Source organism: Ferribacterium limneticum (genome assembly GCF_020510625.1).
Classification (GTDB): Bacteria; Pseudomonadota; Gammaproteobacteria; order Burkholderiales; family Rhodocyclaceae; genus Azonexus; species Azonexus limneticus_A.
Window position 1 is genome coordinate 2,719,041 of record NZ_CP075191.1, and the last position, 12,138, is coordinate 2,731,178.

The 12,138-nt window shown below is 59.5% G+C and carries 13 protein-coding genes; 7 read left to right on the forward strand and 6 right to left on the reverse strand.

What is annotated here, in order from left to right; genetic code table 11:
* The first annotated feature begins 73 nt into the window (after positions 1-73).
* From KI617_RS12975 to KI617_RS12995, 5 genes are all read left to right on the forward strand, one after another.
* Entirely contained in the window at positions 74-805 is a 732-nt protein-coding gene (locus KI617_RS12975) for a suppressor of fused domain protein (protein WP_226446909.1), read from the forward strand.
* Positions 792-1,304: a DUF4262 domain-containing protein gene (locus KI617_RS12980; RefSeq protein WP_226446911.1), complete on the forward strand. Its 513-nt coding sequence runs from the start codon at positions 792-794 to the stop codon at positions 1,302-1,304. Before KI617_RS12975 ends, KI617_RS12980 begins: the two co-directional genes overlap by 14 nt.
* Positions 1,305-1,361: 57 nt before the next feature.
* Positions 1,362-1,757 carry a hypothetical protein gene (locus tag KI617_RS12985; RefSeq protein WP_226446913.1) on the forward strand — a complete coding sequence of 132 codons (396 nt, stop codon included), beginning with the start codon at positions 1,362-1,364 and terminating at the stop codon, positions 1,755-1,757.
* A gap of 46 nt (positions 1,758-1,803) precedes the next feature.
* Positions 1,804-2,910 (forward strand): Acg family FMN-binding oxidoreductase, encoded by a 1,107-nt coding sequence (locus KI617_RS12990; RefSeq protein WP_226446915.1) that lies wholly within the window; start codon positions 1,804-1,806, stop codon positions 2,908-2,910.
* A gap of 94 nt (positions 2,911-3,004) precedes the next feature.
* Positions 3,005-3,913, forward strand: coding sequence for a toll/interleukin-1 receptor domain-containing protein (locus KI617_RS12995; protein WP_226446917.1), 909 nt, complete (start codon positions 3,005-3,007; stop codon positions 3,911-3,913).
* A gap of 85 nt (positions 3,914-3,998) precedes the next feature.
* On the opposite strand, the gene lolA is transcribed toward KI617_RS12995, so the two are convergent.
* The 3 genes from lolA to KI617_RS13015 all read right to left on the reverse strand — a co-directional run bounded on the left by lolA (position 3,999) and on the right by KI617_RS13015 (position 7,663).
* Positions 3,999-4,619 carry an outer membrane lipoprotein chaperone LolA gene (gene lolA / locus KI617_RS13000; RefSeq protein WP_226446919.1) on the reverse strand — a complete coding sequence of 207 codons (621 nt, stop codon included), beginning with the start codon at positions 4,617-4,619 and terminating at the stop codon, positions 3,999-4,001.
* Between the two features lie 72 nt (positions 4,620-4,691).
* Positions 4,692-6,998 (reverse strand): DNA translocase FtsK, encoded by a 2,307-nt coding sequence (locus KI617_RS13005; RefSeq protein WP_319004111.1) that lies wholly within the window; start codon positions 6,996-6,998, stop codon positions 4,692-4,694.
* Positions 6,999-7,000: 2 nt separating this feature from the next.
* A complete protein-coding gene (locus KI617_RS13015) occupies positions 7,001-7,663 on the reverse strand; it encodes a Crp/Fnr family transcriptional regulator (RefSeq protein ID WP_226446921.1) in 663 nt (220 codons plus the stop codon).
* Between the two features lie 129 nt (positions 7,664-7,792).
* Between KI617_RS13015 and trxB the strand changes: the two genes are divergently transcribed.
* Both trxB and KI617_RS13025 read left to right on the forward strand, forming a co-directional pair.
* Positions 7,793-8,755, forward strand: coding sequence for a thioredoxin-disulfide reductase (gene trxB, locus KI617_RS13020; protein ID WP_226446922.1), 963 nt, complete (start codon positions 7,793-7,795; stop codon positions 8,753-8,755).
* A gap of 5 nt (positions 8,756-8,760) precedes the next feature.
* Positions 8,761-9,531, forward strand: coding sequence for a Smr/MutS family protein (locus KI617_RS13025; RefSeq protein WP_226446923.1), 771 nt, complete (start codon positions 8,761-8,763; stop codon positions 9,529-9,531).
* A gap of 54 nt (positions 9,532-9,585) precedes the next feature.
* Here KI617_RS13025 and KI617_RS13030 read toward each other — a convergent pair whose 3' ends face one another.
* The 3 genes from KI617_RS13030 to ppa are packed head-to-tail and all read right to left on the reverse strand — an operon-like array spanning position 9,586 to position 12,120.
* Positions 9,586-9,924: a P-II family nitrogen regulator gene (locus KI617_RS13030; protein ID WP_226446924.1), complete on the reverse strand. Its 339-nt coding sequence runs from the start codon at positions 9,922-9,924 to the stop codon at positions 9,586-9,588.
* A 24-nt stretch (positions 9,925-9,948) separates the two neighbouring features.
* Positions 9,949-11,565, reverse strand: coding sequence for an NAD+ synthase (locus KI617_RS13035; protein WP_226446925.1), 1,617 nt, complete (start codon positions 11,563-11,565; stop codon positions 9,949-9,951).
* 6 nt (positions 11,566-11,571) lie between these two features.
* The gene (ppa, locus tag KI617_RS13040) at positions 11,572-12,120 is read right to left on the reverse strand and encodes an inorganic diphosphatase (RefSeq protein WP_226446931.1); all 549 of its coding nucleotides are present in this window, start codon (positions 12,118-12,120) and stop codon (positions 11,572-11,574) included.
* Between the last annotated feature and the right edge of the window lie 18 nt (positions 12,121-12,138).

A 12,138-nucleotide genomic window follows, 5' to 3' on the forward strand; every position in this document is an offset into this window, starting at 1 on the left:
GCTGGGATGCCATGCCGGCGGCGCCGACCCGGCGCCCCTCACTGCTACGTTTGGCGTCAAAACAGGAGGCTGTGTGAGCAATTTCAATGACGGCGATACCGTATCTCTTAGCGGGGCTCCAATTTATCGGCATGCCGAGAGCACACCGTGGGCACCGCCTCAGGGGGAAGTGTGTATCGAACAAATTTCAGATCATATTGAAACTCACCTTGGGAAGGTCGAAACGGTTTTTCACGAGATTGCTTCCGACACGGTTCACATCGATGTCCACTTCGTTAAACCTTCAGAGGGGGTTCCTTTTGCTCGCCTGGTCACTTCCGGCATGAGCGACCTACCGATGACAACACCAGCTGAAGCTTCTGTTCCACAGTTTGCCGAGCTTATGGTCACGCTCCCAGCAAGTTGGAGGCTCGACCAAAAGTCCTTCGAAGATGAAAACTGGTATTGGCCTGTTCGCTTAATAAAATACTTGGCGTGGATGCCGCACAAATATAAAACATGGCTTGGTTTTGGGCATTCCATTCCAAATGGAGACCCGGCAGAACCATACGCGGCCAATACCAAGCTTTGCGGTGCAATTGTGTTGCCATCAATTACCGTTCCCGGCGAATTTCACACTCTCCGCATCGACGATCAGAAGGAGATCACGTTCTATTCTGTCGTTCCCCTCTACGCGGAGGAAATGAATCTGAAGCTCCGTTCCGGGACTGACGAACTCCTGGAGCGGTTCAGTAAGAAGGACGTCACGGATATCATTTCCGTTACTCGACCCAACGTTGCGAAAAAACTGTTTGGCTTTTTATGACATTGACGTCCGCCCCATCATTCCACTGAACGCTAGCGAGCTTATGGAACAGTACGAGCGCAACATCCTCCAGCACATCGAAGAGCACGGTTGCAGCGTTACCTCTGTGTTTGACCCAGAGGAAGCAGAGCCGCCCTTTTCTTACTCCATCGGAATCGCCAGATCATCCGCGGCCCCAGAACTCATCATCGTCGGGCTCGGCTCCAAGCTGTCGCACTGGATGGTCAATGAGTACAACCGCCGGGTTCGAGCAGGTGAGCAGCTCCTCCCTGGGGTTCTCTATTTGGGTTTCCTTGAGGGTTTCGCGGTTCAATTTCGTCCCGTCGCGCGTGAGCACCGCGCCGAGTACATGCGTTCTACCTGCTGGCTGCATGGCGGCGACGAGTTCGACGCGCTACAGCTGATCTGGCCCAATACTTCAGGTGTTTGGCCTTGGGACGCGGAGGCCTCGGACTGGTTCCGAGCCAACCAGCCTTTGCTTGCGGGAGAGGTGGCGTGAGGCCCGCTGACACGCCAATCCACCATGCCTTCGGCGATTTGCAACGCTAGATCTCGGATGAATCAGCGTCCTCCATCTTCGAGCCCGAAGTTCCTTTGGTTAGCTATCGCCATTGCCTACCTGATTTTCGTTGTCACTGGCACCTTCAATCCATGGCCGGTCGCAGCGAAGCAACTTGCTACTGTCGGTGCCGGCCCGTATGTACCTTTGACCTACTCGTTCGTCGCAAGCGACAGGATGACCTATCGGAGTCAGGTATATCTGGTTGCCTCGCAGATCGGAAGCTCGTGGAGTACCTACCGCGTCTCGGAAGAAAACAACGTCGCAACGGTTGAAGAGGTGCGCGGGGGGCTTCTGTATGCCGCGGGGATCGCCATCGCGATCATCTTCGGGGCAATCCTGGGCCTTCGTCGATCAGCAAGTAAGCAAGGTTGCGCAGCAGACGAGGCCTAGCCCTTCGTTCCTGCCACCGCGTGGTTCTAAACAAGGGGAGCCAATCATGCCTAATCGAAGACAGTTCCTTCTTTCGTCCATGGTGGCCACGGGCGAACTGGCGATTTTGTCGGCGTGCTCATCGGGGCCTCAGGCCGATAGCCATGAACTCACGGCAAGTCGAATCTGGCGTCACGGCCGGGTGGATTCGGGCAACAAGTCGGCTGTCCTCCGGGAGCTTGTGCGCTATGCAACGTTGGCGCCGTCCAGCCACAACACCCAGTGCTGGAAGTTTCGCGTCGAGGAACGTTCGATTTCCGTTGCGCCCGATCTGGCCCGGCGATGCCCCGTTGTCGATCCTGACGATCACCATCTGTTTGTCTCGCTCGGCTGCGCCACCGAGAATCTGGTACAGGCTGCGCTGGCTTTCGGGTTGAACGCCAATGCCGTTTTCGATTCGGCCTCAGGCGGCGAAATCCGTGTGGCGCTGGAGCCGACGAAGCCCGTCGCCAGTGCCCTGTTCAAGGCCATACCGGAGCGCCAGAGTACGCGTGCCGAGTATGACGGGCAGCCGATTGCCCCGAATGAACTGGCAATGCTGGAAAAAGCGGGCACCGGCAACGGGGTTCGAGTCATTCTGATGACCGAACGCGCGGCCATGGAAAATGTGCTCGACTATGTCGTTCAGGGCAACACCGCACAAATGGATGACCGCGCTTTTGTCGAGGAGCTGAAGCACTGGATCCGCTTCAGCGGCAGCGCTGCGGTCCTTCACGGCGACGGCCTTTACACGGCCGCGTCGGGGAATCCGGCGGTGCCAGACTGGCTGGGCAAGCTGCTGTTTGGCCTGTTCTTCACACCAAGGAGCGAGAACGACAAGTATGCCAAGCATGTGCGCAGCTCGTCCGGGATCGCCATATTTGTTTCGGCGCTTGAGACACCCGCCCAATGGATCGAAGTCGGCCGTTGCTACGAGCGGTTTGCGCTGCAATCCGCGGCTTTGGGCATCCGCAATGCGATGCTCAACCAGCCGGTGGAGGTTTCAGCGTTGCGACCGCAGTTCGCTTCCTTTCTTGGCATCGGTGGCCAGCGGCCGGATCTGGTGGTTCGTTTCGGCCGCGGGCCGAAGCTACCATCGTCGTTGCGACGCCCGCTGGAAGCCGTCCTGGTCTGAGCATACGATGCCTCATGAATGCTCCACGCTTCGGCTCACCGGGCGTTTCCTTTCCTACTCAAGCTACCGATTCACCTGACCCGAGGGATCCGCAGTGGCCAAGATCGATTTCTTCCTGAGCTTCAACAGCACCGACCGGGCAATTGCCGATGCGGTTTACAAGACAGTGAGCGACGCCGGGTTTTCGTGCTTCTACCAGCATGAAGACATTCCGGATGGCGCGAATTTCGTGCAGCGGATGACCTCGGGCCTGACTGAAGCGGCGACGGTGATTGCGCTGTTTTCGCCGGCTTATTTTCAGTCGCGCTACGCGCTGGCCGAGTTGCACGCTGCCTTTGCCGACGACCCGCTGAACGATCGGGGGTCAATCCTGCCCTTGTTGATTTCGCCTTGCGCGGTGCCGAAACCGTTCAACTTCCTGGTTTTCGTCGATTGCCGAAACATGGCAGCGACCGAGCTACATCGCCGGCTGCTCGATATGCTCGAACGCTACCGCAAGACGCCCGCCCTGCAGGCTTCGCGTATCCCGGAGACAAATACGGCCGGCGCAGCGCAGCGGCTGCTGGACGATCTGGAGCTGGCCTACGCGGTCTTCAAGTCGCAGTGCGAGGTACGCAATGCCCTGGTCGATGCGATGTGCGAACGTGACGCCAGTTTCGAGTTGGTTCAGTACGAGCCCTTCATCGTCCGCTACTTCGCCGCCATGACGCCGGAAGAGCGCCGGTTGCACCAGCGTATCCGGGAGCAGACCGACACCATCGAGAAGCTGAACCGGCATGCGCTGTACTGCGTCGAGGCCAGCAAGGAGTTCTCCCGTCGAATTCCGCGCCTGACGGCGCTGCGGGAACATCTGGCGGCGTGGCTGGAGAAGTACGACAGAACATTCGAAACCGATCCGTCAGTCGGTGTGCTCTACGTTGGCGTGCAGGAGCAGAAGCCCTTCCCGGCCGGCATCGAGGGCGAGATACGACGTTACATCGACGAGAAGAAAGCGGGCGGCTGAGGGCAACGCTGAACGGGCCACATGCGAGATAAGGCTGGCGCCGGAAATCTCGATTTTGGCCGTTATTTCCGGTTGACTGTCCGGATCACTCGCCGACAACATCCGTGCCGGCAGGCGGCGTAAATTTGAAGGTGCTGGCCGGTAGGGCCGGGTTGCGCTCGATTTTCGAAAAGCGAATATGCGTGGTCTGGCCGAAACTATCCTGCAACTCCATGGCTTTCAGGTCGTTGCCGGAAAAGGCCAGGCGTACTTTCTCGAAGCCGCTGTCACCGGCCTTCGGGGTCGCCTCGACCCAGGCCATGCCCTCGGCTTCGCCGGCCTCTCTGAGCGTGAAGTTCTTTTCCAGATCGTTGTTGCCGGAAAGCAGTGCAGCCGGCGAACTGCCGATCGCCTGCCCGGCCTTGCGCACCGTGACCTGCTGCAACTCGGGGTCGTGAATCCAGATTTTTTCGCCATCGCCGACAATCAGTTGCGGGTAGGGCTTGACGATTTCCCAGCGCAGCTTGCCGGGCCGCGCAATGGCGACGGTGCCAGAAGACTGCTGCGGCTTGCGGCCATTCTTGGCAATCACCGCCTGCGAAAACTCGGCTTTCAGCGTGCGGGTGTTTTTCAGGAAGTCGTGCAACTGATCAACCGCACCAGCGTGGGCAAGCAGCGGGAGGAAGCCGAAGGCTGCGGTGGATAGGATTTTTTGGGCGATATTCATGCGCATAGCTTACCGCGCCAACAAGTGGCGCGGTGTTTCAGGGTGTAACAAATTGATCGTGGGCCGCCCAGCTTACTCGGCGGGCTTCTTCATCAGCACTTCACGGCCGCCCCGACCATCCATGGTCGACACCAGCCCGGCCTTTTCCATGGCCTCGATCAGCCGCGCCGAGCGGTTGTAACCGATGCGCAGGTGGCGCTGGACCAGTGAAATCGAGGCGCGCTGGTTCTTGAGTACGATATCGACGGCTTGATCGTAGAGCGGGTCGCTCTCGGCATCTCCGCCGCCCTCGCCGCTTTCGCCGCCCTCCTCGTCGTCGCCGCCCGAACCGGTCAGGATGTCCTCGATGTATTCCGGCGCACCGGTGGCCTTGAGGTGTTCAACAACGCGATGCACTTCGTCATCGGAGACGAAAGCACCATGAACGCGGGTCGGATAACCGGTGCCCGGCGCTAGGTAAAGCATGTCGCCTTGGCCGAGCAGCGCTTCGGCGCCCATCTGGTCAAGGATGGTCCGCGAGTCGATCTTGCTCGACACCTGGAAGGACAGGCGGGTCGGGATGTTGGCCTTGATCAGGCCGGTAATGACATCAACCGACGGACGCTGCGTCGCCAGCACCAGATGGATGCCGGATGCGCGCGCCTTCTGGGCCAGGCGGGCAATCTGTTCCTCGACCTTCTTGCCGACGACCATCATCAGGTCGGCCAGCTCGTCGATGATGACGACGATGAAAGGCATCGTCTTCAACGGCTCCGGCGTTTCCGGGGTCAGGGTCAGCGGGTTCGGGATGTGCTCGCCGCGCTTTTCGGCATCGCGAATCTTGGTGTTGAGGCCGGCAATGTTGCGCACGCCCATCGCCGACATCAGCTTGTAGCGTTTCTCCATCTCGGTGACGCACCAGTGCAGCGCATTGGCCGCCTGCTTCATGTCGGTGACCACGGGCGCCAGCAGGTGTGGAATGCCTTCGTAGATGGACAGTTCGAGCATCTTGGGGTCGACCATGATGAGGCGCACCTGATCCGGCTCGGCCTTGTAGAGCATCGACAGAATCATTGCATTGACGCCGACCGACTTGCCCGAACCGGTTGTCCCGGCCACCAGCAGGTGGGGCGTCTTGGCCAGGTCAGCGACTACTGGCAGGCCGCCTATGTCCTTGCCGAGGCAGACGGTCAGCGGGCTGGTCATGTCGTTGTACGGCTTGCTCGAGATGATCTCGGAGAGCTTGACGGTCTGCCGCTTCGGGTTCGGCAGTTCGAGCGCCATGCACGACTTGCCGGGCACCGTTTCAACCACACGGATCGACACCATGGCCAGCGCCCGGGCCAGGTCGCGGGCCAGATTGACGATCTGCGCGCCTTTGACGCCGACGGCCGGCTCGATTTCGTAGCGGGTAATGACCGGGCCGGGCATGGCCGCCAGCACCTTGACCTGAACGCCGAAATCGGCCAGCTTGCGCTCGATCAGGCGTGAGGTGTATTCCAGCGTTTCGGCGCTGACCGTTTCGGTCGCCGGCGGCGCCGGGTCGAGCAGATGCAACGGTGGCAACTGGCCGCCGATGATCGCCTCGGGGAACAGCGCCACCTGCTTTTCACGTTCAATACGCGCCTCGGCCTTCTTGGAAACCGGCACTTCGGGCGGCGGTGTTTCGATGATGATCGGATCGTGCAGTTCGACGCGGCGTTTCTCTTCCTCGACCACCACTTCGCGCTGCTGCGCCACTTCCTTGCCGATCTGCCGGTCACGCCAGGCATCAACGCGACCATAAAAGAAGCCGACAAAAGTTTCCAGCAGCACGCCCAACTGCTCAAAGGCCCACAGCCAAGACATGCCAGCAAAAATGCTCCAGCCAGCCGCCATCGCTGATAGCAACAGCAAGGTCGCCCCGGTATAACCAAGCTGGGTGGCCAGCACGCGGCCGACCTCGATACCGAGCATGCCACCCGGCGCCAGCGGCAACTCCGCCTTCATCGAATAAAACCGGAGCGCCTCCAGCGACGAACTGGCGAGCAAAAGGAAAGCAAACCCGCCCAGCGCAATGAACAGCGGATGCTGCTTGTGCTCATCCGGTGAATTGAACTTGCGAAAACCCCACCAGACGAACATGCCGAGCAGCACGACCCACCACCAGGCGGAGAGGCCAAAAATATAGAGCATCAGGTCGGCGATCCAGGCGCCGGCCCGGCCGGCCGGGTTGTGCATGGTCTGCGAGATAACCGCATGCGACCAACCCGGATCTTCCTTGCTGAACCCCCACAAGGCCATGATCAGGAACAGCGCGACAGCGCCCAACCCCAACCAGCGGGACTCCTGCAACAGATTGCCAATTTTTTCCGGCAACGGGCTGGGCGCTGCCCGCCGATCAATAGCCCTGGCCCCCATCCTCAAGCCCCCGGGATGACCGTCAGGTCATTCTCGATGCGAATGTAGCCGCTCAACTCCAGATCGCGCATGACCTTGCTGACCATTTCGCGCGATGCACCAATCATTTTCGCCATATCCTGCTTCGACATCTTTTTCTTGATGACCCGTCGACCATCGACGAGTTCCGACATATCCAGCAAAAGACGGGCAACCCGGCCATAAACATCCAGCAGCGCCAGGCTTTCGATTTTGCGATCCGCCTCGCGTAAACGCAGCACCAGCGTCTTCATCAGCTTCTGTGCCACCTGGAAATTGTCCTGCAAACAACGCTGGAAGGAATCCTTGCTGAGGAACAGCAACTCACATGCCTCGGCCGCAACGACGTTGGCCGAACGCGGACTGCCGTCGATCAGACCCATCTCGCCGAAAAATTCGCTCGGACCAAGCCAGGCGAGAATGATCTCGCGGCCATCTTCATCGGTATTGGTTACCTTGGCCCGCCCGCTGAGCAGGATGTACAGGGAATCCGTGCTATCGCCGGCCCTGACCACGGAGGCGCCACGTTCGACGCGTTTTCTTCCGGAGACCTTGGAGAGTTTCTCCAGTTCAATGTCGTCCAGCCCGGAAAACAACGGCACGTTGCGCAAAACCACCAGACTTAATCCGCAAGGGGTAGTTGCCATAAATCAGTTTCCGTTCATAGAGTTACGAAACAATTATAAACTGCTTTCCCAAATTACATAAGAACTTCGGAAAAATTGGAAGCTCAGACAACGCTATAATTTTCCGATCAGTCACCCAAGAGGATCGTCATGTCCCAGAATGCCCGCCACAATCCCCTCATCATCCTCGGTTCCGGCCCAGCCGGCTACACCGCTGCTGTCTACGCTGCCCGCGCCAACCTCAAGCCGGTGCTGATCACTGGCATGGCCCAGGGAGGCCAATTGATGACCACCACCGAGGTCGATAACTGGCCGGCTGCGGCCGATGGCATCCAGGGCCCGGAGCTGATGGCCAATTTCGAAGCCCATGCCCGTCGCTTCGAAACCGAAATCCTGTTCGACCACATCCACACCACCAAGCTGACAGAAAAGCCCTTCACGCTGATCGGCGACGCCGGCACTTACACCTGCGACGCGCTGATCATCGCGACCGGTGCTTCGGCCATGTATCTCGGCCTGCCCTCCGAAGAAACCTTCGCCGGCAAGGGGGTTTCGGCCTGCGCCACCTGTGACGGCTTCTTCTATCGCAACAAGCCGGTCGCTGTGGTTGGTGGCGGCAACACCGCCGTCGAGGAAGCACTCTACCTGGCCAACATTGCAAGCCATGTGACAGTGATCCACCGCCGCGAGAAATTCAAGGCCGAAAAGATCATGCAGGACAAGCTGTTCAAGAAAGCCGCAGAAGGCAAGGTCACGATCCTGTGGAACAGCACGCTGGACGAAGTGCTCGGTGATGACTCCGGCGTCACCGGCCTGTCGGTCAAGAACGTCAAGAGCGGCGAGACGCAGAAGGTCGATGTACACGGCGTCTTCATCGCCATCGGCCACAAGCCGAACACCGACATCTTTGCCGGCCAGCTCGAAATGGACAACGGCTATCTGGTCACCCAGGCCGGCCGCAACGGCAATGCCACACAAACCAGCATTCCCGGCATCTTTGCCGCTGGCGACGTACAGGACCAGATCTACAAGCAGGCCTGCACCTCGGCCGGCTCGGGCTGCATGGCAGCGCTCGATGCCGAGCGTTACCTGGACAACCTCGGCCACGCCTGACTCGCTTGATCGACCCGGAAGACCTCGCAGCCTTCCAGGCGGCGGTGGCCGATATCGAGCCACTGCCGCCGGTTAATCGCGTTCATCTGACCAAACCGAAACGGCCAGTCCTGGTCCGGCCATCGACCGACGAGAAACGCCCGCCGTCGCCGAAAAAAAGTCGCGACAACGCTTTGCCTGCACACTGGAATGCCCCCGGCTCGTCGCAAGACACGGACCAGAGCAAACCGCTCAATCCGGACCACGCCGCATTTCAAGCCGCAATGGCCGGCGTCCAGCCGCTACCCGCGCCCAATCTCGTCCAGCACGGCACTTGCCCACCGCCACCCCGCCCGTTGCAACACATTGCCGACGAACGAGCGGCGTTGCATGAAAGCCTGCACGGCCACATTGGTCTGCAGGATCGACTGGAAGGTGGCGATGAGCCGCACTATCTGCGGACAGGCTTGGCCCAGACCGTTCTGCGCGATCTACGGCGGGGGCGCTGGGTCGTTCAGGATGAAATCGATCTGCATGGCCTGAACCGAGACGAAGCACGCCAATTGCTCGCCACTTTCCTGGCTGAATGCCTGCATCACGGAAGGCGCTGCATCCGGGTCGTGCACGGCAAGGGTCTGGGCTCGCCCCAGAAACTCTCGATCTTGCGCCAACTGGTCCGTGGCTGGCTGGCCCAGCGCGAAGAAGTCCTGGCCTACTGCCAGGCCAAGCCACACGACGGCGGCGAAGGCGCCATGCTCGTCCTGCTGCGCGCCCCGAAAAAACAAAGGGCGACCTGAGTCACCCTTCTTTCTGGTACTACCCTGCGGTCGATAATGACCGCAGATGTGTCATCAGACGGCCGCTTCGTCGGTTTCGCCTGTACGGATGCGCACTACCTGCTCAACCGGCATTACGAAAATCTTGCCGTCACCGATCTTGCCGGTGCGTGCCGCCTTGATGATGGCCTCAATGGCTGGCTCGACATTGTCAGAATTGACGACGATCTCGATCTTGATCTTGGGCAGGAAATCGACGACATATTCCGCACCACGGTACAGTTCGGTATGACCTTTCTGACGGCCAAAGCCTTTGACTTCGGTCACAGTCAAGCCGCTGATGCCGATTTCAGACAGGGCTTCGCGCACTTCGTCGAGCTTGAACGGCTTGATGATGGCTTCGATTTTCTTCATGGGCTGATTCCTCTATGCAAGTTCTTAAAATTCGTCTGAATACCGGTTGGTAATAGGATACCGCCAATCCTTGCCAAAACCACGCGGTGTGATGCGAATGCCGATTGGCGCCTGCCGGCGCTTGTATTCGGCAATCCGCAGCAGACACACGACACGCCGCACATCCGCTTCCGGCAGGCCGGCGGCAATAATCTCGCGCGGACTGCGATCCTCTTCCATGTAGGCGCGAACGATGGCGTCCAGGACTTCATACGGCGGCAGCGAGTCCTGGTCGGTCTGGTCAGGCTTCAGTTCGGCCGATGGCGGCCGGACGATGATGTTTTCCGGAATAACCGGATCACCCTGGCACAGGGTATTGCGGTAAACCGAGAGGCGATAGACCAGCGTTTTGTAGACGTCCTTGATCACTGCAAAACCACCAGCCATGTCGCCGTACAGCGTGCAGTAGCCGACTGCCATTTCCGACTTGTTGCCTGTCGTCAGCACCAGCGCGCCAGTCTTGTTCGACAGCGCCATCAGGATATTGCCGCGGATGCGCGCCTGGATATTCTCTTCAGTCGTATCAGCCGGCAAGCCAGCGAACAACGGATCGAGCATAGCGCCGTAGACTTCCATCGCTGGCGCGATGGCGATTTCGTCATAGCGCACACCGAGAACGCGGATCATCTCGCGCGAATCGTCGAGGCTCATCTGCGCGGTATAGGGCGACGGCATCATCACGGCGCGGACCTTGTCGGCCCCCAGCGCGTCGACCGCCACACACAGCGTCAAAGCCGAGTCGATACCGCCAGACAGGCCGATGATCGCGCCCTTGAAACCCGTCTTGCCGATATAGTCACGCACGCCGACAACCAGCGCCCGGTAGGCCTCGGCCTCAAGCGAGAGTTCGTCAGCCATGTCGTCCGAACGCAAGCGACCGGCGTCGAAATCGACGATACCCAGCGCTTCCTCGAACTGTGGCAGGCGCATGCAGCAGTTTTTCCGTGTATCAAGCGCAAAAGAGGCACCGTCGAAGACCAGCTCATCCTGGCCACCGACCAGATTGCAATAAACAGCGGGAATCCCCGTCGCATCAATCCGGTCGCCAAGCACCTGAATGCGCTGCTGATGTTTTTCGAGATGACAAGGCGAAGCGTTGAGTACGAGCAACAATTCGGCGCCGGCCTTGTGCGCCAGTTCGGCGGCTCCGGCTTCCCAGATGTCGGCACAGATGTTGATACCACAACGCACGCCAGCCAGCGTGACAACGCAAGCTTCAGTGCCGGGCTCGAAATAGCGCTTTTCGTCGAAAACTTCGTAATTGGGCAGGCGCATCTTGCGGTAGACCGCATTGCTCCGGCCATTTTCAATGACCGTGGCCGCGTTGTAGCAGCGACCTTCATACTCTTCCGGATGCCCGACAACGACGGCGATACCTTCAACACGGGAGGCCAGATCGTCGAGAGCCCGCTGGCAGGCCCGGTAGAAATCCGGGCGCAGCAGCAGGTCTTCCGGCGGGTAGCCGCACAACGCCAGTTCCGGCGTCAGCAGTACCTGGGCGCCGCGGGCTTTAGCTTCGCTAGCGCATTTGATGATGCGTTCGACGTTGCCCGTCAGGTCACCGACGGTAGCGTTGAACTGGGCAACGGCGATACGCAACATAATGGCTTAGTAGTTTGGCTTGTCCTTGGCGTCGTTGAAACGCTGGACGCCTTCCATGACTTCATTGCGGGCGGCATCAATATCTTCCCAGCCATTGACCTTGACCCACTTGCCCGGCTCCAGATCCTTGTAGTGCTCGAAGAAATGGGAAATCTGCTTGCGCAGCAGTTCCGGCATGTCTTCGATGGACTTGACGTCCTTGTACAGCGGGGTCAGCTTGTCGACCGGCACGGCCAGCAGTTTGGCATCGTTGCCACCTTCGTCGGTCATCGACAGTTGGCCCAGCGGGCGGCAACGGACGACAACGCCCGGCGGCAGGGAGAACGGAGCAACGACCAGCACGTCGACCGGATCACCGTCACCAGCAATGGTGTGCGGGATGTAGCCGTAGTTGCAGGGATAGTGCATGGACGTGGACATGAAGCGGTCGACGAAGATCGCGCCACTTTCCTTGTCAACTTCGTACTTGACCGGCTCGGAATGAGCGGAAATCTCGATGATGACGTTGAAATCGTCGGGGAGGGACTTGCCGGAAGGAACGTTGTTAAGAGCCATGTTGTATCTCTCTGCGTT

Bases quoted from the DNA above. Each gene is read 5' to 3' on its own strand.
- KI617_RS12985 (WP_226446913.1), top strand. From the start codon at position 1,362: ATGAATCAGCGTCCTCCATCTTCGAGCCCGAAGTTCCTTTGGTTAGCT.
- KI617_RS12990 (WP_226446915.1), top strand. From the start codon at position 1,804: ATGCCTAATCGAAGACAGTTCCTTCTTTCGTCCATGGTGGCCACGGGC.
- lolA (WP_226446919.1), bottom strand. From the start codon at position 4,619: ATGAATATCGCCCAAAAAATCCTATCCACCGCAGCCTTCGGCTTCCTC.
- KI617_RS13005 (WP_319004111.1), bottom strand. From the start codon at position 6,998: ATGGGGGCCAGGGCTATTGATCGGCGGGCAGCGCCCAGCCCGTTGCCG.
- KI617_RS13015 (WP_226446921.1), bottom strand. From the start codon at position 7,663: ATGGCAACTACCCCTTGCGGATTAAGTCTGGTGGTTTTGCGCAACGTG.
- trxB (WP_226446922.1), top strand. From the start codon at position 7,793: ATGTCCCAGAATGCCCGCCACAATCCCCTCATCATCCTCGGTTCCGGC.
- KI617_RS13030 (WP_226446924.1), bottom strand. From the start codon at position 9,924: ATGAAGAAAATCGAAGCCATCATCAAGCCGTTCAAGCTCGACGAAGTG.
- KI617_RS13035 (WP_226446925.1), bottom strand. From the start codon at position 11,565: ATGTTGCGTATCGCCGTTGCCCAGTTCAACGCTACCGTCGGTGACCTG.
- ppa (WP_226446931.1), bottom strand. From the start codon at position 12,120: ATGGCTCTTAACAACGTTCCTTCCGGCAAGTCCCTCCCCGACGATTTC.